Origin of the sequence: Pandoraea sp. CB10b_02, from assembly GCF_002216225.1 — a bacterium.
Taxonomy (GTDB): Bacteria; Pseudomonadota; Gammaproteobacteria; order Burkholderiales; family Burkholderiaceae; genus Pandoraea; species Pandoraea nosoerga.
On record NZ_NJGW02000014.1, the window covers coordinates 52,164 to 72,774 of the forward strand.

General features: G+C 67.5%; 14 protein-coding genes. 9 read left to right on the top strand and 5 right to left on the bottom strand.

Annotated elements, in window-relative coordinates; all coding sequences use genetic code 11:
- Positions 1-40 precede the first annotated feature (40 nt).
- Positions 41-676, bottom strand: a complete 636-nt coding sequence (locus tag CDN36_RS15485; RefSeq protein ID WP_150556231.1) for a trimeric intracellular cation channel family protein — start codon at positions 674-676, stop codon at positions 41-43.
- A gap of 355 nt (positions 677-1,031) precedes the next feature.
- On the opposite strand from CDN36_RS15485, the gene macA reads away from it, so the two are divergent.
- The 3 genes from macA to CDN36_RS15500 are packed head-to-tail and all read left to right on the top strand — an operon-like array spanning position 1,032 to position 5,879.
- The gene (macA, locus tag CDN36_RS15490) at positions 1,032-2,240 is read left to right on the top strand and encodes a macrolide transporter subunit MacA (RefSeq protein WP_287497202.1); all 1,209 of its coding nucleotides are present in this window, start codon (positions 1,032-1,034) and stop codon (positions 2,238-2,240) included.
- Between the two features lie 37 nt (positions 2,241-2,277).
- Complete coding sequence (locus CDN36_RS15495) at positions 2,278-4,353, top strand: MacB family efflux pump subunit (RefSeq protein WP_287497203.1); 2,076 nt, start codon at positions 2,278-2,280, stop codon at positions 4,351-4,353.
- Between the two features lie 11 nt (positions 4,354-4,364).
- Positions 4,365-5,879, top strand: a complete 1,515-nt coding sequence (locus tag CDN36_RS15500) for an efflux transporter outer membrane subunit (protein ID WP_502920374.1) — start codon at positions 4,365-4,367, stop codon at positions 5,877-5,879.
- Positions 5,880-5,970: 91 nt separating this feature from the next.
- Here the strand turns inward: CDN36_RS15500 and CDN36_RS15505 are convergent, their stop codons facing one another.
- Both CDN36_RS15505 and CDN36_RS15510 read right to left on the bottom strand, forming a co-directional pair.
- The gene (locus CDN36_RS15505; RefSeq protein ID WP_287497204.1) at positions 5,971-7,554 is read right to left on the bottom strand and encodes a sensor histidine kinase; all 1,584 of its coding nucleotides are present in this window, start codon (positions 7,552-7,554) and stop codon (positions 5,971-5,973) included.
- 28 nt (positions 7,555-7,582) lie between these two features.
- Complete coding sequence (locus tag CDN36_RS15510; RefSeq protein ID WP_150556227.1) at positions 7,583-8,185, bottom strand: response regulator transcription factor; 603 nt, start codon at positions 8,183-8,185, stop codon at positions 7,583-7,585.
- Between the two features lie 639 nt (positions 8,186-8,824).
- Between CDN36_RS15510 and CDN36_RS15515 the strand changes: the two genes are divergently transcribed.
- Positions 8,825-12,175 carry an autotransporter outer membrane beta-barrel domain-containing protein gene (locus tag CDN36_RS15515; RefSeq protein WP_287497205.1) on the top strand — a complete coding sequence of 1,117 codons (3,351 nt, stop codon included), beginning with the start codon at positions 8,825-8,827 and terminating at the stop codon, positions 12,173-12,175.
- Between the two features lie 256 nt (positions 12,176-12,431).
- Entirely contained in the window at positions 12,432-13,034 is a 603-nt protein-coding gene (locus tag CDN36_RS15520; protein WP_287497206.1) for a hypothetical protein, read from the top strand.
- Between the two features lie 198 nt (positions 13,035-13,232).
- On the opposite strand, the gene CDN36_RS15525 is transcribed toward CDN36_RS15520, so the two are convergent.
- Together CDN36_RS15525 and hpnC are read right to left on the bottom strand one after the other, a co-directional pair.
- Positions 13,233-14,183 (bottom strand): DMT family transporter, encoded by a 951-nt coding sequence (locus CDN36_RS15525; RefSeq protein WP_287497207.1) that lies wholly within the window; start codon positions 14,181-14,183, stop codon positions 13,233-13,235.
- Positions 14,184-14,420: 237 nt separating this feature from the next.
- The gene (gene hpnC / locus CDN36_RS15530) at positions 14,421-15,275 is read right to left on the bottom strand and encodes a squalene synthase HpnC (protein ID WP_287497208.1); all 855 of its coding nucleotides are present in this window, start codon (positions 15,273-15,275) and stop codon (positions 14,421-14,423) included.
- Positions 15,276-15,561: 286 nt separating this feature from the next.
- Here hpnC and hpnD point away from each other — a divergent pair, with 286 nt between their 5' ends.
- The 4 genes from hpnD (at position 15,562) to CDN36_RS15550 (ending at position 20,519) form a co-directional block, all read left to right on the top strand.
- Positions 15,562-16,410 (top strand): presqualene diphosphate synthase HpnD, encoded by an 849-nt coding sequence (gene hpnD, locus CDN36_RS15535; RefSeq protein ID WP_150556222.1) that lies wholly within the window; start codon positions 15,562-15,564, stop codon positions 16,408-16,410.
- Positions 16,410-17,663, top strand: coding sequence for a hydroxysqualene dehydroxylase HpnE (gene hpnE, locus CDN36_RS15540; protein WP_287497209.1), 1,254 nt, complete (start codon positions 16,410-16,412; stop codon positions 17,661-17,663). The genes hpnD and hpnE overlap by 1 nt, the downstream gene beginning before the upstream one ends.
- 187 nt (positions 17,664-17,850) lie before the next feature.
- The gene (gene shc / locus CDN36_RS15545) at positions 17,851-19,815 is read left to right on the top strand and encodes a squalene--hopene cyclase (protein WP_150556334.1); all 1,965 of its coding nucleotides are present in this window, start codon (positions 17,851-17,853) and stop codon (positions 19,813-19,815) included.
- Between the two features lie 8 nt (positions 19,816-19,823).
- Positions 19,824-20,519 carry a phosphorylase gene (locus tag CDN36_RS15550; RefSeq protein ID WP_287497210.1) on the top strand — a complete coding sequence of 232 codons (696 nt, stop codon included), beginning with the start codon at positions 19,824-19,826 and terminating at the stop codon, positions 20,517-20,519.
- Positions 20,520-20,611 lie beyond the last annotated feature (92 nt).

Consider the following 20,611-nt stretch of genomic DNA (forward strand, 5'->3'; position numbering starts at 1 on the left):
ATCGACGGGCTGCGGACACGCGGTCGCGGCCCGTCGGTCGTCAGTGCATCGGGTCGGCCGGGGTTTCGTCTTCGAACGTGCGCAAGCGCCAGCCGAACCAGACGGCCAGCATGCGGATGACGAAGCCGGCCACGAAGCCGATGCCCGTCGCGATGCCATTGTCCACGCCCCAGTGCAGCATGCCGACATACATGGCGCCTGCGATGCACGCCACGCTTGCATACATTTCACGGCGCAGCACCAGCGGCACCTGGCCGCACAGCAGGTCGCGCAGCATGCCGCCGCCAATGCCCGTCAGTACGCCGGCGAGTACCACGATGACTGGGCTCGTACTCACGGTCATGCCGATGTCGCAGCCGAGGATGGTGAACGCGGCCAGGCCGATGGCGTCCACCGTGACGAAGGTCATGCGCAGCCGGTGAATGTGGCGCGCGATGATGGAAGTGAGCGTGGCCGCCCCGAGCGTGAGCAGCAGATATTCGGGGTGCGCAATCCAGACGAGCGGATGGCGCCCGAACAGGACGTCGCGGATCGTGCCGCCGCCCAGGGCGGTGACCATGCCGACGAAGGCGAGACCGAAGCGGTCCATGCCGCGTTGCATCCCCATGATGGCGCCCGACATCGCCTCGGTCACGATGGCGATCAGGTACAGCGCGTAGAAAATCTCTGTTTTCATGATGTCCCTTCGATTGCCGGGCGAATATATCACTTTGCGAGAGATCGATCGGCGGCGTGCGGCGCATCCGGCCCCGTGATGCGCACGTATTTTCGCGCGCACGCCTTGTTCGTCGCCATCGTCGGCGGGATATCGTTGCCGCGGTATTTATGGGGCAATGGCCTGCAAGGGCGCCAAAGCCCTTAGAATCTCCACCTTTGGCTCCACTTTTGGCTCCGCCTTTTGTGCCCCGAACGATGCCTCGAAGCGGTGATCCGGCCCTGGCGTGCGGCCGGCGGATCGACCGGCGCTTGTGCGGCAGCGGACCCGGCAAGCGCGCTTTTCGACGTGCCCTTTTGATCACCCACTTCGTTCCATGATCCAGTTCATTCGCCGCCGACGCTATCTCGCCGCCAGCCTCGTCGTGCTCCTCGTTCTCGTGGTGCTTGGGCTGCGCAGCCTCGCGAGCCCGAAGCCGCCGCAATACATCAGCGCCAGCGTCGAGCGCGGCGACCTCGAGAACACCGTACTTGCCACTGGCACGCTGGGCGCCTTCCAGCAGGTGGACGTGGGCGCACAGGTCACCGGTCAGCTCAAGTCGCTCAAGGTGAAGCTGGGCGACAAGGTCAGGAAGGGGCAGTGGCTCGCGCAGATCGACCCCGTGCTCGCGCAGAACGGCCTGCGCTCGGCCGAAGCCGACATGCAGAACCTGCAGGCGCAGAAACGCTCGACACAGGCCCAGCTCAGGCAGGCCGAACTGGCGTTTGCCCGCCAGCGCCAGATGCTGCCCGACGAGTCGACCTCGCGGCAGGACTTCGAGGCCGCGCAGGCGGCGCTCGACACGCAGCGGGCCGCGCTTGCCGGGCTCGACGCCCAGATTCTCAAGGCGGCTGTGGCCATCGAGACGGCCAAGGCCAATGTCGGCTATACGCGCATCGAGGCGCCGATCGACGGCGAAGTCGTCGCCATCGTCACGCAGGAAGGTCAGACCGTGGTCGCACAGCAGCAGGCACCGGTGATTCTGAAACTCGCCGACCTCAACACGATCACCGTCAAGGCGCAGGTCTCGGAGGCCGACGTGATCCGCGTGGAGCCGGGGCAGACGGCCTATTTCACGATCCTGGGCGACGCCGACAAGCGCTACTACGGCAACCTGCGCGCCATCGAGCCCGCGCCGCAGAACTACCTCGACACGCAGAGCACGCTGGGCGGCGGCGCCGCGCGCAACAATACGGCCGTGTTCTACAACGCGCTGTTCGACGTGCCCAACCCCGACCATCGCCTGCGCATTTCGATGACGGCGCAGGTCAACGTGCTGCTCGGCACCGCGAAGCAGGCGCTGAGCGTGCCGGTGGCGGCGCTGGGCAAGCGCGTTGCGCCCAATCGTTACGAAGTGCGCGTGCTCGGCGCCGACGGCAAGGCGAGCACGCGCCAGATCGTGACGGGGCTGAACAACAACGTGCGGGTGCAAGTGCGCGAAGGCCTCGCGCAGGGCGAGCGCGTGGTGATCGGCGAGGCGGGCGAGTCCACACCGGCCGGTGCGCAAGGGTCCGAGAGGTCATCCGGCGCGGGGCAGGGGCAGTAACCGTCGAGCATCGTCAAGGACATAAAGGATGTCGAGCATGTCGAGCACCATCGACCCCACCGCCGCGCGAGCCAGCCCGCATCCCATGCTGGAACTGACGGGCGTCACCCGGCGCTTTCCGGCGGGCGAGCGCGATGTCGTCGTGCTGCGCGACGTGCATCTGACGATCGAGGCCGGCGAGATCGTCGCCATCATGGGGGCGTCCGGCTCGGGCAAGTCCACGCTGATGAATATCCTCGGGTGTCTCGATCACCCGAGCGAGGGCAGCTACCGCGTGGCCGGGCGCGAGACGCGCGAGCTCGATGCGGATGCGCTGGCGCAGTTGCGTCGCGAGCATTTCGGCTTCATCTTCCAGCGCTATCACCTGTTGCCGCACCTGGACGCCGCATCGAACGTCGAGATGCCGTCCGTCTACACGGGCACGCCGCACGCGGTGCGCCGCGCGCGCTCGGTGAAGCTGCTCGAGCGGCTGGGGCTGGCCGAGCGCACCGGCCACCGGCCGAGCCAGCTCTCGGGCGGCCAGCAGCAGCGCGTGAGTATCGCGCGTGCGCTGATGAACGGCGGCGAGGTGATTCTCGCGGACGAGCCGACCGGCGCGCTCGACTCGCGCAGCGGCACCGAGGTGATCCGCATTCTGAAAGCGCTCAACGCACTCGGGCATACGGTCATCATCGTCACGCACGACGAGAACGTCGCCGCGCATGCCCGCCGCATCATCGAGATTCGCGACGGCGAGATCGTGGCCGACCGGCCCAATACGCCGACGGCCGAAGCGTCGCCGCCTGGCCCGATGGACGAGGCCGAGGAAACGCCGGTCGAGCAGGCGCGCGCCGCCGCTGCCGCGCAGGGCGCCGATCCGGCGGCGGCCGACGCCAGTCACGGCGGCGCCGTGCCGCCGCGGCGCTGGACCGGCGGCATCGGTCGCTTCGCCGAGGCGTTCCGCATGGCGTGGATCGCGCTGGTCTCGCACCGTCTGCGCACGTTCCTGACGATGCTCGGGATCATCATCGGCATTACGTCTGTCGTCTCCATCGTGGCCATCGGCGAGGGCGCCAAACGCTACATGCTGGCCGAGATCGGCAGCATCGGCACGAACACGATCAACGTCTACCCCGGCAAGGATTGGGGCGACAACCGCGCCACGACCATCCAGACGCTCGTGCCCGAAGACGCGGCGGCGCTCGCCGAGCAGGTCTACGTCGACAGCGCCACGCCCGAGACGGCGCGCAGCCTGTTGCTGCGCTATCGCAACATCGACGCGAGCGCGATGGTCACCGGCGTGGGCGAGCATTTCTTCCAGGTGCGCGGCCTCAATATCGCACAGGGCATTGCCTTCGGCGCGGACGAGGTGCGCCGGCAGGCCCAGGTGGCCGTCATCGACGAGAACACGCGCCGCAAGCTCTTCGGCGCCAATCCTGACCCGCTGGGCGAAGTGATCTTCGTGGGCAACCTGCCGTGCGTGGTGATCGGCGTGACGGCCGAGAAGAAAAGCGCGTTCGGCGACATGAAGAGCCTGAACATCTGGGTGCCGTACACCACGGCGGCCGGCCGCCTGTTCGGTCAGCGCAACGTGGACAGCATCACCGTGCGCGTGCGCGACGGGCAGCCGAGCAAGGCGGCAGAGAAGAGCCTGGAGACGCTCATGACGCAGCGCCACGGCCGCAAGGATTTCTTCACGTACAACATGGACAGCATCGTCAAGACGGTCGAGAAGACGAGCCAGTCGCTCACGCTGCTGCTCTCGCTGATTGCCGTGATTTCGCTGGTGGTGGGCGGTATCGGCGTGATGAACATCATGATCGTGTCGGTGACCGAGCGCACGCGCGAGATCGGCATTCGCATGGCGGTCGGCGCGCGCCAGAGCGACATCATGCAGCAGTTTCTGGTCGAAGCCGTGATGGTGTGCCTGATGGGCGGCGCGATCGGTATCGCGTTGTCTTTCGGCGCGAGTTTCGTCTTCTCGCTGTTCGTCGCCAAGTGGAAGATGGTGTTCTCGATGGGCTCGGTCGTCACGGCATTCCTGTGCTCGACGTTCATCGGGGTGGTATTCGGCTTCATGCCGGCGCGCAATGCCGCGCGGCTGGATCCGGTCGAAGCGCTGGCGCGCGATTGAGGTATGGCCCGATGATCCGAACGATTCCCATGATCCGCACGCGGGGCCTGTCCCGGACGGCGCTCGCGCTGGCGAGCGCGGCCGCCCTGCTGGTCGGCTGTGCCGGCGGCGTGCGCCACGATCCGCTGCCGGCGGTGCCTGTTCCGGCGCAGTGGGCCGGCGCGACGCCCAATGCAGCGACAACCGCGGTGACAGCCGCCGCCTCGCAGGCCGGCGGCCCCGCAGCAAGCGACGTGACGGCGCCCGAGTTCTGGCGCGCCTTCGGCGACCCCGTACTGGACGGACTGATCGCCGACGTCCTGGCCGTCAACAACGATCTGGCGGCGGCGGGCATTCGCGCTTATCGCGCTCGGTTGCAGGCGGGCCTGGCGGACACCAACCTCACGCCGTCGCTCGCCATCGAGGGCAAGGGCGGCGTCTCGCGCAGCCTCGACACCCACGCCATGTCGCGCAGCAGTGCGCTCAACGCGACGGCGAGCTACGAGCTCGATCTGTGGGGCAAGCTCGCCGCGCAGCGCGACGCGGCGCGCTGGGAGTTCGAGGCGACCGAAGCCGATCTGCAGGCCGCCCGGCTGTCCATCATCAGCCAGACAGCGCAGTACTACTGGACGATCGGCTATCTGAACCAGATCATCGCCTACTCCGAGAGCAACATCGCCTACGGCGAGCGCGTGCTGGCCCTCGTGCGCTCACGCCATGCGGCGGGCGCGGTCTCCGCGCTCGACGTGGCGCAGGCCGAACAGGCGCTGGCCGATCAGCGCGCGGCGCTCACGCAGCAATGGCAACAGCGCGCCGAGACCCGCAATGCGCTCGCCATCCTGTTCGATCGGCCGCCGCAGCAGGCGGCGGCCGAACCCTCGACATTGCCCAAACAGGCGTTGCCGGCCGTGCCGGCCGGGCTGCCGGCGGAACTGCTCGGACGCCGCCCGGACCTGCGCGCGGCGGAACTGCGCCTGCGCGAGACGCTGGCCAACGTGGACGTCACCCGCACGAGCTTCTATCCGACATTCACGCTGACGGGCTCGCTCGGCACCGCGAGCTCGACGCTGGAGCGCGTGCTCGCCAACCCGATCGGGACACTGGGTGCGGGCCTGAGCCTGCCGTTCATCCAGTGGAACACCATGCAGTTGCAGATCAAGGTCTCGAAGACGCAGTACGAGGAGGCCGTCGTCACGTTCCGCAAGCGTCTCTTTACTGCGCTCGGCGAGGTCGAGAACGCGTTGTCCGCACGCGATCAGCTCGCCCGGGAAAGCGAGCAGCGGGCGCTGTCGCTGGCGCAGGCCCAGCGCGCCGAGGCGCTGTTGCGCTCCCGCTATCTCGCGGGCGCCATCGACATTCAGCCGTGGTTGCAGCAGCAGAAGCTGCTGCGTGACTCGCAGAGCGCCGAGGCGCAGGTTCGCTTGAATTTGCTGAACAACCGCATGGCGCTCTACAAGGCGCTTGGCGGGGCAGACCATCCGGCGGATGTGGCGCTCGGATCGGGCGCCGGCACGGCCAAGCCCGCAGACGCGAACCCGCCCGCCTGAACGGAATCAGGCGGCGTCGAAGCGAAAAAAGCCGGCAGACGTCGGCTGTTTTTCGCGCAGCGGTTGGTGTCGCGCAGCGCCACTTGGCGCTTCAGGCCGCGTGCGCAGTGAGTGCCGGGGACTTTGGCAGCGTGATGGTGAATGTCGTGCCCACGCCGACCTGGCTCGACACTTCGATGGCCCCCTTGTGGAACTCGATGGCGGCGTGGACCACCGCCAGCCCCACGCCCGAACCGTCTTCGAGCACCGCGTTGCTGCGCGAGCGGAACGACATCTGGAAGATCTCCTTGAGCTCGTCCTCCGGGATGCCCGTGCCGTTGTCTCGCAATACGACGCGCAGGGCGTCGCCGGCGTCGGCCACGCCGATCTCGATGGCGGGCGCCGCGATCGTGTACTTCGTGGCGTTGCTCACCAGGTTGATGAACGCGTGGAACAGCACGTTGCCGTCGCCGATCATGCGGCTGTCGAGCGCCGGCGGAGCCCGCACCGTGATCGTCGCGTTGGGAAACATGTCGGCGCCAACGCCACGCACGTCTTCGAGCAGCGCCACGAGCGACAGTTCGGCGCGCTTGCCGAACTTCGGGTCGTCGAGCGAAGTGCTCTGGGCGGCGTCGAGCCAGTTCTGGATCAGGCTGTTGAGCTTGGCGACCGCTTCCCGGATCTTCGTGTAGCGCGGGCGGGAGTCCGCCTCCTCGTGGCGCGCGTTGAGCAGGCGCTGCGCATGGCCGTCGATCACGTTGAGCAGCGTGCGGAACTCGTGCGTTGCCATCGACCGGAACGTCTTCTGGAAATGGTTCAGGCGTTCCTCGTTGGCGAGCGCGCGTTGCAGGATGGTGTGCTTCGCCGCGGCGAGCTTCTGGTTGCGCACGAGCGACGCCATGCTCTCCTGGAACCTGGCGAGCGAGCGCGCCAGCGTGCCGATTTCGTCGCCGCGCGACAGCCACGGCAGGCGCAGCTTGTCCTTGCCCGATACGGCATTGCCGGACATCCGGATCAGGCGGGTGAGCGGCTTGAGGATCACCGTGTCCACGTAGACGAGGCACAGGAGCGTGACGACGATCATCGCGGCGATGAGCGCGTCGATCTGCAGCAGGCGATTGCGGGCAGTGGCGTTCTTGGCCTCGACCTCCTTGATCATGGCCTCGGTGCTGCGAAAGACGAGCGAGCCGAACGTGCCGTTCGCCAGGGTGTACTTGTTGTTCGACTCGCCGCGGTAGAGCTTCGCCGCCTCGTCGAGCTTGTTGCTGCGGGCCAGTTCGAACACCTGATTCGAGGCGCGCCGATACTGCGCCCACTGCGTGAGGAACTTCGAGAAGGCGAGGCGGAATTCGTCGCGCGCCTGCACCTTCTGGTAGCGCTCCGAGGCAGCCCTGATCTTCACGTCGAACTCATCGGCGGCGGCGCGGATGTCCGCGAGCGCCCCGGGTGACATGGGGGCGAGCGCCTCCGACTCCACGGTGCGGAAGTCGGAGATGTAGTCGTTGAGTTCTTCGAGCACGCTCAGGTGCTCGATCTGTGCGCGTTCGGCGGCAATGGCGCGTTGCTGGGACGAGTCGACTTCGCGATGCACGGCGACGCCGACAGCGATCATGGCGGCGAGGCACAGGGCGAGCAGCAGATACATCCGCCCGCGAATCGGGAGCGGCTTGCGCGATGGCGGCGAGGCTTTGGGCATGCGGGAGAGTCCGGCGCGGCGGCGCGCTTCAGAGCTGGATGATATTGAGCAGGGCGGCGCGCACCACCGCTTCCGTGCGGGTGGCGACGTTGAGCTTTTCGCGGGCGTTGTCGATATGGAAGTCGACCGTGCGTTTGCCCAGATCGAGAATGATGGCGATCTCGGCGGAAGTCTTGCCGCGCGCGGACCATTGCAGCACTTCGGCCTCGCGCCGGCTCAGCCCGAAGGGCAGCGGCGCGCCGTCATCGGGCTGATCGTGGACCGTGTACTTGCGGATGACCGTGTCGAGCACGTCGAAGTCGACCGGCTTGAGCATGTACTCGTCCGCGCCGGTGCTGTGCCCGCGCATGATCGACGCCTTGTCGGCGTTGCCGGTCAGGAAGATGAAGGGGATCTTGCGCTCGCCCTGCACGATGCCGCGCGCGCTCTCGAGGAATTCGAAGCCGCTCATGCCCGGCACGTTGACGTCGCACAGAATCACGTCCGGCATGAAGGAGGCGAGGGTAGCCAATGCGGTGGAGAAGTCGTAGGCCACCTTGACGACGTAGCCGCGATCGGTCAGGTCTTCGCGAATCAGATCGGCGGAATCGCGGTCGTCCTCGATACAGAAAACTTTGGTGGGAGATGACATCCCGCTGGCCCCGGTTTTTTTATATGGAATAGCGAAATCCTACTAAAAAATCGCGGACGGCGAAATTTTCCGTCGAAAAGTCGGTGCGAGGCCGTGTCTGGCACGGACGCACGCCGGTGCGCCGCCGCGGCCTCGGAAGACGTGCGCGAGACCGGCCGCCCAGCGGCCATGTGTTGTCTCCCGGATAGGCGACGTGGATGTTTGCGGCCGACCGGTCAGTAGCCGAAGACGTGGGCCACCGTGACGGCGCATTGCATGCCGGTTTGCACGCAAGCGTCGCTGTAGAGCAGGCCGCCGATGAGGTCGATGAGAGGCGCCATGGTGAGTCTCCTTGAGTCGATGTGCTGCCGTTCGGGTCCGGCGCGAGGTTTCCGGCCGTTGCGGGTCTCGTCGGCCGTCGAGTGAAGTATCGTCATCGCCTGCTTGCGGCGAAACTGTGATTAATACCGGCCGGGCCGACTCTCGGCGTTTTCGGCGCGTAGACGTTTGAAGCCCCTTGTTTCACGCGGGCGGCGGGAGATTCCGGCAGGCTTCCGGCAAACCCCGTATAAATCGCAGTGACGTCTGCGGGCCCGCTCCGTACCATTCGCTTCGACTTTCGAAGCCTGGCAGAAGCCATCCATGGATACGGAGTACTGAATGAGGACGATTCGCATGACCGGCGTCGCGTTCGCGGCGCTTTGCACGGTGATGTCGCCCGCGCAGGCGTTCACGTCGCTCGACATCGACGACCGCAACGGCACGCCGTTCATACAGGCGCGGTTGTTTTCGCCGACGGACGGCGCCTATGCCATCGACGTCGATGACGTGACGAAGCTGTTTTCGACGGGCGCACTCTCGCCGCTGCAGACGGCACAGGTGCGCGGCGCGCTGGAACACTGGGGGGAGATCATCAGGGTGAGCCCGGGCAAGTCGCCGGCGATCATCAATGTGGGCATGAGCACCGAGGAAGGCGCCCATGCGTTCAGCCCGTATGTTTACAAGGCAAACGATGCGAGCGCCGCGGGCGACCGGAACCCGACGCTCGTACAGGCCGCGCTGCAGAACAGCAGCCTTGGCGGCCCCACGTACCTGCAGGCGCACGGCGAGATCACGCTCGGGCAGATGGACTTCTCGACGGCGCCTTACGCGCCGTCGCAGATTCCCGTTACCGCAAAGGCCGACATGACGGCGGTGATGTTCCACGAGGTGGCGCATGCACTGGGCGTGGGAACGAACTTCGCCTATGGCCAGTATCCGTCGGGCCAGCCGGCCGCGCGGTTCGGCGACGTGCTGGACAGTTGGTCCGCGCATCTGCGCGACGACAACGGCAGAGCTGCCCGCCCCGCGCAGGTGATCCTCACACCCAAGAACGCCGATATGTCGGATCCTGATGCGTTCGACATCCGCGGCGACACGGGGTACTTCACCGGCGAGCACGTCGGCGAAGTGCTCGCCGGCGCGATGCGGGGGATTCCGGTACGCGCGATGACCGGCACGTATTACGACACGCCGCTCCTGTCGCACATCGAGTTGAAGAACAGCCTGATGAGCCACCAGTCGTATCGCAATTACACGGCGTTCATGGAGGCGGAGCTCGCGGCGCTGCAGGACATTGGCTACGACATCGACCGGCGCAATGTCTTCGGCCGCTCGATCTACAACGACGGCCTGAGCGTCGTCAACGACAAGCCGTTCTTCGGCCGCAACGCCGACGGCACGGCGTATGTGCCGAACACGTACAACACCGCCACGCAGGGGCTGGGGCTGCACATCTATGGCAGCGGCAATACGGTTTCACAACGCGGCGACCTGCTCACGATCGGGCCGGGCGGCGCCGGCATACGGGTGGACGGACAGGCGAACAACGTGACGGTGCTGCCCGGCACGCGGGTGTATGCGGACGGCGTGAACGGCCGCGGCGTGATGTTCGCCTACGGCAGGCATCACAGCTTCACGCAGCGAGGCGACGTGCAGGCACTCGGCGCCAACGGCATTGCGGCGAGCTTCGACTTCGGTCACAACGCCCTGGGCGACGCCGGCGACTATCGCGGGTCTTACCTCTTCCTCCAGAACGGCGCGGCACAGCCATTGCTCGACGAACTCGACGGCCCGCTCGTCACGCGCGCGGACATCACGGGCCGGCTCGCCGGCAGCTATGCGTCGCTGTTCATGTCGGAGAACGGCTACGTTGAGCAAATCAACGTGATGCGCGGGGCGGCGCTTTACGGCGACATCCTCTCGTTCTATTCGCAGCGCGACGCGAGCGGCGCGCCTCGCCTCACGCAACTGACCTTCGGCCTGGCGCCCGACGCCAACGGCGTCGCTACGGTGCAGGCTGATCCGACCTTCCATTGGCGGTACGACGGCAATATCGTGGGCGGCAACCTGTCGCTGGCGATGCTCGGGGGTACGACGCAAATCAATGGCGATCACGCCGTGCACGACGTGTCCGTGGCCAACGGCGCAACGCTTGCCGGCAACAGCCGCTACACGCTCGATCCGGCGGGCGGATTCGTCAACGCGGGCACGGTCGCGCCGCTGCTCGCCGGCCGGTTCATCAGTGTGGGGGGCAACTACACGCAGACAGGTACGGGCCGACTGTTGTCCATGCTTTCGGGCGACGGCAGTCTCAGCAAGCTCGTCGTGTCGGGCAACGCAACGCTCGACGGCACACTTGCGATCGCCCCGCAGCGAAGCTGGTATGCGAGCGGCTTTAGCGTCACGTCGGATCAGTGGCTCGATGCGGCGAGCATCACCGGTGCATTCGCCAGCGTGACCACCCTGCTGTCGTCGCCGACGCTCATGGCACGGGCGACATCGCTTGGCGGCAACACCTATCGCGTGGAGGTGGCGCGTGCCGCCCACGCCTATTCGCGATATGGCGCGGACGGCAATGCCCGGCAGGTGGGCGCGGCGCTCGACAAGATTGCCGGCAGCGCGGGCGCGGACCTGCAGCCGCTTGTCACGGCGCTCGACTTCTCGGCGGCGGACGGCAGCGGCATCGCCCGCGCACTGCCGCAGCTCACGCCGGCAGCCTATGGCGCGATGTTGACCGGCGGGCTGCTGCGCGAGCGCCAGATCACCGATATGGTGGCCGCCGCCGTGGGCGCCGATGGCGTAAAAGGCGGCGGCGATGGCGAGCTCACGGGCAACTGGCGAGCGTTCGCGGTACCGTTCGGCAGCGGGTACTGGCGCGGGCGCAACGGCGACATGGCTGGCGCGAGCGGCAACACTTACGGCGTGGTGTTCGGCGGCGAGAAGGTGGCGGGCGACGGACGTGACTGGACGTTGGGCGTGCATGGGGCCGTGAGCGGGCAGTCGACGCATCTGGACGGCCAGACCCCGGCCTCCGGCAAGACGACGGCGCTCGACGTCGGCGTGCATGCGCGCTTTGCGCCCGATCCGGATGCCGGGCCGCATGGGTTCGCGCTGGCGCGTGTTGGCGTGGAAGACGCTCGCGTCGAGCGCACGATCGCCGCGGGCGGGTATACCGCGACACCGCGCGGCACGTGGACGGGCGCGACGGCGTCGGCGAGCGTCGGCGGTGGTTGGCGTTGGCAGTTGGGGAGCACGACGAGCGTGGGCCCATTGGCCGCCCTGGACTACACCGCGCTGTATCGTCCCAGCCTGACCGAAGGCAGTGCCGACGGGGCGCGCCTGCATCTGGACAGCAAGACGTTCCACTCGTTGCGCGCCCGTTTGGGCGGCGAACTGCGCTTTGCGCTGCCGATGGTCTCGGGCGATGCGCTGAGCGCCAACTTGCAGGCCACATGGAACCATGAGCTGACCGCAGGCGCGCTCACGCAGCGTGCGAACTTCGCCGGCGATCCGGGCGCGGCGTTCACAACGCGAAGCGAAGTGGTCGGCCGCGACAGCCTCGGCCTGCAGGCCGGCGTGTCGTATCGCATGGCCCGGCGCATGGTGTTCGGCGCCGCCATCTCGAGCAACTTTTACAAGGCTGGCAATGCGGATGTTGCCGGCGCGGTGTCGGCGACCTGGCGGTTCTGACGTTTGACCGCCGGGCGCGGTGCGAGACGCCGCGTGAGAAGCCAGTGAGAAGCCAGTGAGAAGCCAGTGAGAAGCCAGTGAGAAGCCACGGGAGGCGCCGTGTGAGGGACATGTGTGGAGCATGTGTGGGGCTGGGCCCGCCGGCCGGGCTGATGGGCGTCTGCAAGTTCGGCTAAGATGCCTGCATCGACGTCGTGGCCGATGCGATATCTCCTAGAGCGGGGACGAGCGAGCCCGCCATCCCAACGATCCGGCAATGAATCTACCTGGCATGACAAGGTGGCGCACACTCGCCTGCGCAGTGCTGTTGGCGGGCGCGCCGTGGACGGCGACGCTCGCGCAGCCGCCGCAATACAAGAACGAGGCGGAGTTGATGGGGGCGGCCATGGCGTCGCCCGAGGGGGTCGGGGAAGTGCTCGATCGGCTCGTTCAGAAGTGCGGCCTGTATGGCGAAGCGACCAAGACGCGCGGCAACGCGGCGCTGCGCGCGTGGCAGGCTCGCCATCGCGCGTATCTCGCGGAGGGCCGGCGCGTGCGCGCCGAATTGCAGGCGTCGTACTCGGATGCGCGCTCGCGCGAGCAATTCGACGCCCTGGTACGCACCCAACTGCCGATGCTCGTCGAACGCCAGTTCGTCGTGTACGCGCGCAGCATCGACGATCAGCCCACCGCGACCGCCAAGGCCGATTTGTGCGACGGCTATTTCAGCGCCGTCGACGATCGTCAGTTCGACCTCACGGTGAACGACCCCGCGCTGGCGGCGTTTTTCGATCGGCGGATGGCGGGTCGGGACGCCGCCGGAGATAGTGCCTCGGCGCCGCTCGCGCCGGCGCCCGGCAGTGGGGCGCCGGCCCAATAATCGTCGTGACGAGCCCGCCGAAGGGGCACGATGCGAAGCGCCCGCCAGACAACGCACGCGGCTCGTTCATGTCAGTTCCATTCGTCGAAGACGGCGCGGCCTTCACCTCAAGCCCGCGCATGCGCGAAGCGCAGTCTGACATCGGCCCGGCACATCGGCCCGGCGAGGGGCCTTGCGATGGGGCGGGTGTGCCGGGGCTCAGGCGGCGTCTTCGGTGCGGCATGGCGTCGCAGCCGAGGGCGCCGTGCCCAGTGCGATGCCGCCAACGATGAGCGCGAGCGCGATCCAGACGTCCGCGCCAAGCGACTCGCGCAGGATCAGCGCCGACGCCAGCGTGCCGACCACTGGCACGCCCAGCAGGCCCAGCGACGTCACGCCGGCCGGCAATCGGCGGGTCACGACGCCCGCGAGCCAATACGCGATGCCGCCGCCCACGATGCCGCCGTAGGCGAGCAATGCCGAAAAGCCGGCCCAGCCGCTCACATGCGGCGTGCCGTCGACTACGGCCGCGAGCGTACACATCACCACGCTCGCCAGCAGCAATTGCCACGGGCTCAGCTCGAACGGCCCGTTGACCCAGCGGTGCGCACGCATGTGGACGATCGCAATGGCCCACACGAACGCCGAGGCCAGCACGAGCGCATTGCCGAAGACGGCGTTGCCATCGCTCCAGTCGAACGCCAGCGGGTTGAACATCACGCCGAGCCCGACGAGGCCGCACGCGAGCCCTGCCAGCCGACGTGGCGCGAGCGCCTCCCCGAGCCAGAGCCGTGCGGCCGGCATGACCCACAGCGGCGTGGTGTAGGCGAGCACCGCGGAGCGTCCCGCGCTCACGTACTGCAGGCTCAGCGCCACGAGCAACGAGAAGACCGTCATGTGCAAGAGACCGACGCTCAGGATCACCGGCCAGTCGCCGCGGCGCGGCAGCACGAGCCGGCGCGTGAGCGCGCAGATGACGAACAGCGTGAACATGCCGATGGTCGCGCGCAGCGCCGCGCTCCACCACGGCGACACATGCGCGAGCAAGGCTTTGCTCACGGGCCAGTTCACGCCCCACGTCACGATCACGATGACAAAGAGCAACCCCGCGTGCGAGCGCACCGGGCAATGGGGTGAGGCGAGGCGTTGCAGACTGGCGGGCAGGTTCACGCGTGCGGACTCCCGGAACGGCATGGCAGGACGATGGAGGGCGACGTTGCGCGATGCCCGACGAGCGAGGCGAAGGCCGGGGCGACGGCTGGAGCGATGGCCGGCGCCGGGCCGGGCGGCAAGTGGAAGCGGAGCGGCAAGCGTCTTGCCGACAGGTTAGGGCGGGCGGGGATCGTAGAGAAGCGCCAGAAGCGTGGCAATCGTTGGTGCCACGCTGGTCCGGCGCGCCGTTTGCGCTCAGGCGTGGGGCGGGCGGCCGCTCAGCTTCATGCCGAGGCCGCGCAGGAAGACGCGCACGCCGTCGGTCTTGCCGAGCTTCGGACGGTGGCGGAAGACGTCGTAGTCGGCGGCTTCGATCATGTCGAGAATGCGTAGGCCGCCGTGCACCACGCAGCACAGCTCGAGCCCGAAGCGGCCCGGCACGCGATTGGCCAGCGGCGCGCCGCGCAGCATCATCTGCCGCGCAAAGTCGACTTCGTAGCGCATCAGTGCGCGCCAGCGCTCGTCGCAGGTCTGCGCGCCGATGTCGGCGTCGCTCACGCCGAAGCGGGCCATGTCGTCCTGCGGCAGATACACCCGTGCCTTGCGCCAGTCCACTTCCACGTCTTGCCAGAAGTTGATGAGTTGCAGGGCCGAGCAGATGTCGTCCGAGCACGCGATGTTCTCCGGCGTGTCGAGCTTGAACAGGCCGAGCATGATGCGTCCGACCGGATCGGCCGAGCGGCGCGTGTAGTCGCGCAGATCTGCGAACGTGGCGTAGCGTTTGACCTCGATGTCCTGATCGAAGGCCGAGAGCAGGTCGGAAAACGGCTGGACCGGAAGCCCGTACTGCGCGATGACGCGGGCGAGCGCGGCGAACAGCGGCCTGTCGGGAGAGGTGGGCTCGCCGGCCGCGATCCGGTCGAGTTCCGCCTGATACGCCGCGAGGCCGGCATGGCGCTCGGCATTGGTGGCGTCGCCCTCGTCGGCGATGTCGTCGGCCGTGCGGGCGAAGTTGTAGATGACGCCGACCGGCGCGCGCATTTCAGGCGGCAACAGGATACTGGCGACCGGGAAGTTCTCGTAATGCTCGATCTTGGCGTCGGAAGTCATCGGGCTCGTCAAAGGGACAACGTCATCGCGGCGGCGTTGACGGGGCAACGCGGGCAACGCGGGTAACGTGGGCAACGGGGGGGAAAGTTGCGCAACAGGGGGGAACACGGGCGGAAAACCGCCAAAAGACACCGGAAAACCCGCCCCGGGCGCCCCGAGATTCTATGCTATCGTTCCCGATTCTGGCGGGAAAGTCGCGCCAATCCCCGGTATACTTCCCTCCTTGCAAGAATCCCCAGAGTTTTTCCGTGGTGTCACCCCGTTCCCCTGCACGACGAGGAGCCTCGTGAGCGTCGCCGAACCGATCGATATTTCGCCAGAGCAAAGCAGCGCTCGCGTGGCCTCGGGCAGCAGTTTCTATGCTGCCATGCGCATTTTGCCGCCCGCGCAGCGCGAAGGCATGTTCGAGATCTATGCCTTTTGCCGCGCCGTGGACGACATTGCCGACGACGGCGACGACACGTCGGCGAGCCGCATGGCCCGCCTGGCCGCCTGGCGACGCGATCTGGCCGACCTCTACGATGGCCGTCCCGCGCCCTCGCTCGCGAATCTCGCGCGCGTGGTCAGGCAATTCGGGCTGAAGCACGAAGACTTCCTCGCCGTCATCGACGGCATGGAAATGGACGCCTGCGGGCCCATCGTCGCGCCCGATCTGGCCACGCTGGACCTTTATTGCGATCGCGTGGCGAGCGCCGTCGGCCGTCTTTCGGTGAAAGTGTTCGGCATGCCGGAGCAGGAAGGCATCGACCTGTCCCATCATCTGGGCCGCGCGCTGCAACTCACCAACATTCTTCGCGATATCGACGAGGACGCCGCCATCGGGCGCGTGTACCTGCCGCGCGAGACGCTGGCACAGGCCGGTATCGCCGGCGCGACGCCCGAGAAGGTGGTTGCCGCGGGGCTCGACCTCGCCTGCGCACCGCTGGTCGCCCGGGCGCACGAGCATTATGCGAAGGCGCGCGCCATCATGGCGCGCCATCCGCGCCGCATGGTCATAGCCCCGGCCGTCATGGCACGGGCCTACGGTGCAATTCTCGACAAGCTCGTGGCGCGTGGCTTCGCCGTGCCGCGCGAGCGTGTACGTGTGCCGCGCTGGCGCCTGATTTTGATGCTGCTGCGGCAGATGGTCTTCTGATGGCGGGCACGGTTCATGTAATCGGCGCCGGCCTTGCGGGCCTGGCCGCCGCGGTCCGGCTTGCCTCGCGCGGGGCGGCCGTCGTACTGCACGAGGCGGCGCCCCAGGCGGGCGGCCGTTGCCGTTCCTACTTCGATCGTCAGCTCAACGCCGTGATCGACAATGGCAATCACCTGGTGCTCTCGGGCAATACGGCGATGCGCGAATTCACGCGCGTCATCGGGTCGGAACATACGCTCACCGGCCCGGGCCGCGCCGAGTTCGCTTTCGTCGATCTCGAGAGCGACGAGCGCTGGACGGTGCGGCTGTCCGAGGGTCGCCTGCCGTGGTGGATCTTCGATCGGCGTGCTCGCGTGCCCGGCACGAAATGGTCGGATTACCTGTCGCTCGCGCCGCTGCTGCGCGCCGGTCCCGAGGCGACGATGACCGACGCGATGCGCTGCCCCCTCACACTGTACAAGCGATTGATTCATCCGCTGTTTCTTGCCGTGCTCAATGCCGATCCGGCCGAAGGCTCGGCGCAGATGGCCGGCGCCGTCATCCGCGAGACGCTCGCGGCCGGCGGCAAGGCGTGTCATCCGCTTATCGCGAGCGACGGGCTCGACGTGTCGTTCGTCACGCCGGCCCTGGCGTTTCTGGACGCGAAGGGCGCGCAGGTGTTGATGCAGCACCGCGTGCGGGTGCTGGGCTACGCGTCCGACGGCAGCCGCGTCGAATCGATCGACTTCGGCGACGGGCCGCAAGCGCTCGGTGAGGACGATGCCGTCGTGCTGGCGGTGCCGCCGAACGTCGCGGCGTCGCTGGTCCCCGGCCTGACGACGCCCGACGAATACCGCGCCATTGTCAACGCGCATTTTCAGGTGCCGCCCCCGCCGGGCTGCCCGCCGATGATCGGCGTGGTCAACGGCGTGAGCGACTGGATTTTCGCGTTCGAGAACCGGCTGTCGGTGACGATCAGCGGCGCGGACCATTTGCTCGACGAATCGCGCGAATCGCTCGCGCAACGCATTTGGGAAGAGGTCGCGCGGGCCTGTCGGGTTCCGGCCACGCCGATGCCGGTGTGGCAACTGGTGCGCGAGAAGCGCGCCACGTTTGCAGCAACGCCGGCGCAGGACACACGCCGGCCCGGCACCAAAACGCGCTGGCGCAATCTCATGCTGGCCGGAGACTGGACGGCCACGGGGCTGCCCGCGACCATCGAAGGGGCATTGCGCAGCGGCAACCGGGCGGCGGACGAACTGCGTCCGGCCTGAAGTCATTGTTCTGAAGTCTTTGTTTTTCCGCGGCGTGCAGCAAGCGCCGCTCACTCGCCTTTGAACGGGCAAGAACGCCATGGACACGATACGCGATGCTTCCGACAAGGAAGCGCGACGCACGGCCACCGCCACGGCGGTGGACCTCAAACTGCATACCGAGCTCGCCCAGAAGGTGAGCACGGCAATGGCCACGCAGACGCTGGAGAGCAGCATCGAGCGCTCGATCACGGCGCTGCTCGATCTGCAGCACGACGACGGCCACTGGCTCTTCGAACTCGAAGCCGATTCCACGATCCCGGCCGAATACGTGCTGCTTCGCCATCATCTCGGCGAGAAGGTCGACGCAGAGCTCGAAGCGAAGATCGCCGCGTATCTGCGCCGCATCCAGGGTGAGCACGGCGGCTGGCCGCTGTTCCATAACGGCAAGTTCGACATGAGCGCGAGCGTGAAGGCCTATTTCGCGCTCAAGATGATCGGCGAGCCGATCGACGCCCCACACATGGTGCGCGCGCGCGAAGCGATCCTCGCGCATGGCGGCGCGCAGAATTCCAACGTCTTCACGCGGATTCTGCTCGCGCTGTACGGGGTGGTGGAGTGGAAGGCGGTGCCGATGATGCCCGTCGAGATCATGCTGCTGCCGAAGTGGTTCCCGTTCCACCTCTCGAAGGTGTCGTACTGGGCCCGCACGGTGATCGTGCCGCTGCTGGTGCTGCAGGCCAGGCGTCCGCGCGCCCGCAATCCGAAGGGCGTGCACATCGACGAGCTGTTCATCGGCAGCCCGAAGGACGTGGGTCCGCCCAAGCGTGCGCCGCATCAGAGCCGCTTCTGGTTCACGTTCTTCGCCGGCGTCGACCATGTGCTGCGCGCGCTCGATCCGTTCTTCCCGAAGAAACTGCGCGAGAAGTCGATTCGGCGCGCCGTCGAGTTCGTCGAAGAGCGCCTGAACGGCGAAGACGGCCTTGGCGCGATCTATCCCGCCATGGCCAACGCGGTCATGATGTACGACGTGCTCGGCTATCCGGAGGATCATCCGAGCCGCGCGATCGCACGCAAGTCCGTGGAAAAGCTCGTGACGCCGGCCGAGCACGAAACCTACGTGCAGCCGTGCCTGTCGCCGGTGTGGGATACGGCACTGTCGGCCCACGCGCTGCTCGAGACGGGCGACAAGCGCGCCATCGAGATGGCCGGCAAGGGGCTGGAGTGGCTCATTCCGCTGCAGATTCTCGACGTGCGCGGCGACTGGATCTCGCGCCGTCCGAACGTGCGTCCGGGGGGCTGGGCGTTCCAGTTTGCCAATCCGCACTATCCGGACGTGGACGACACGGCCGTCGTGGCCATGGCCATGGACCGCTACGAGAAGCTCGCGGGCAAGTTCGAGGGCGACAAGGTCGACGAGAGCACGCGTCCGATGCGCTATGCGATCGATCGCGGCACCGAATGGGTCATCGGCATGCAGAGCAGCAACGGCGGTTGGGGCGCGTTCGAGCCGGAGAACACGCACCTGTATCTGAACAACATCCCGTTCTCCGATCATGGCGCGCTGCTCGATCCGCCCACGGTGGACGTCTCCGCCCGCTGCCTGTCGATGCTCGCGCAACTGCCGCAGTCGCCGGCGCGCCGCGCCTCGGCCGAACTGGCGCTGAAGTACATCCTCGACGATCAGGAGCCGGACGGCAGTTGGTACGGTCGCTGGGGCATGAACTACGTGTACGGCACGTGGTCGGCGCTGTGCGGGCTGCAGGCCGCCGGCTTGACGCCGGAGCACCCGGCCATGGCCAAGGCCGCGCAGTGGCTCATCTCGATTCAGAACGCCGACGGCGGCTGGGGCGAGGACGGCGACAGCTACAAGCTCGAATACAAGGGCTACGAAGCCGCGCCGAGCACGTCGTCGCAAACCGCCTGGGCGCTGCTTGGCCTGATGGCCGCCGGCAAGGTCGATCACCCGGCGGTCAAGCGCGGCGTCGACTATCTGCTCAACACGCAGAACGACGAGGGCCTGTGGGACGAAGCGCTCTACACGGCCACAGGCTTCCCGCGCGTGTTCTACCTGCGCTACCACGGCTATCGCAAGTTCTTCCCGCTGTGGGCGCTCGCACGCTACCGCAACCTTACCGTGCGCAACGACTGCCCGGTGCCCTGCGGCATGTAGGGAGCGGTATGGACGCGCCCATCCTGGTCGTGACCGGCATGCCGTTCGAGGCGCGTATCGCGCGCGGCGACGGCGTGCATGTCCTGTGCGCGCAGAACGCTACGCTTGCGGCCGAACTGGACGCGGCGATCGCTCGCCATGGAGCGCGAGGACTCGTGAGCTTTGGCACCGCGGGCGGCCTCGTTCCCGGGGTGAAGCCAGGGCAGTGGGTCGTTGCGCACAAGGTGCTGGACATGCCGCAGCAGGCGCGCGAGTACGCTGCACACCCCGGCTGGGCCGATGTGCTGCTGCACGCCATGCCCGGTGCGCTGCACGCGGACCTGGCCGGCGTGGCGACGCCCGTCGTCGCCGCCGGCGACAAGGCGGCGCTCTCGCGCGAGACCGGCGCGGCGGCGGTCGACATGGAGTCGCATATCGTGGCGCGTGTCGCGCTGGCGCGTGGACTGCCGTTCGTCGCGGCCCGTGTCGTGATCGATCCGGCCGAACGGTCGTTGCCGCCGGCGGCGCTGGCCGGCATGCGCCCGGATGGCTCGGCCGACGTCGTCGGCGTGCTGCGCTCGCTCGCCGGCGATCCGCGCCAGTTGCCGGCCCTGCTGCGCGTGGGGCAGGACGCCGGCCGTGCGAAGCGGGCCATGCAAGCGGGGCGACGGGCCATCGCGCTGCAGCTCGGCGCCGGCTTTGGCGCCACGGCAGCGGGTGTCTGAAACGGCCCGCGCGCGAGGCGGTGCCGCCTGCATTCGATCGATGAAAAATGCCAGCGTGTCGCAAGGACAGGCTGGCATTTTTTATGGCTGCG

Bases quoted from the DNA above. Each gene is read 5' to 3' on its own strand.
- CDN36_RS15485 (WP_150556231.1), bottom strand. From the start codon at position 676: ATGAAAACAGAGATTTTCTACGCGCTGTACCTGATCGCCATCGTGACC.
- macA (WP_287497202.1), top strand. From the start codon at position 1,032: ATGATCCAGTTCATTCGCCGCCGACGCTATCTCGCCGCCAGCCTCGTC.
- CDN36_RS15495 (WP_287497203.1), top strand. From the start codon at position 2,278: ATGTCGAGCACCATCGACCCCACCGCCGCGCGAGCCAGCCCGCATCCC.
- CDN36_RS15500 (WP_502920374.1), top strand. From the start codon at position 4,365: ATGATCCGAACGATTCCCATGATCCGCACGCGGGGCCTGTCCCGGACG.
- CDN36_RS15505 (WP_287497204.1), bottom strand. From the start codon at position 7,554: ATGCCCAAAGCCTCGCCGCCATCGCGCAAGCCGCTCCCGATTCGCGGG.
- CDN36_RS15510 (WP_150556227.1), bottom strand. From the start codon at position 8,185: ATGTCATCTCCCACCAAAGTTTTCTGTATCGAGGACGACCGCGATTCC.
- CDN36_RS15515 (WP_287497205.1), top strand. From the start codon at position 8,825: ATGAGGACGATTCGCATGACCGGCGTCGCGTTCGCGGCGCTTTGCACG.
- CDN36_RS15520 (WP_287497206.1), top strand. From the start codon at position 12,432: ATGAATCTACCTGGCATGACAAGGTGGCGCACACTCGCCTGCGCAGTG.
- hpnC (WP_287497208.1), bottom strand. From the start codon at position 15,275: ATGACTTCCGACGCCAAGATCGAGCATTACGAGAACTTCCCGGTCGCC.
- hpnE (WP_287497209.1), top strand. From the start codon at position 16,410: ATGGCGGGCACGGTTCATGTAATCGGCGCCGGCCTTGCGGGCCTGGCC.
- shc (WP_150556334.1), top strand. From the start codon at position 17,851: ATGGCCACGCAGACGCTGGAGAGCAGCATCGAGCGCTCGATCACGGCG.
- CDN36_RS15550 (WP_287497210.1), top strand. From the start codon at position 19,824: ATGGACGCGCCCATCCTGGTCGTGACCGGCATGCCGTTCGAGGCGCGT.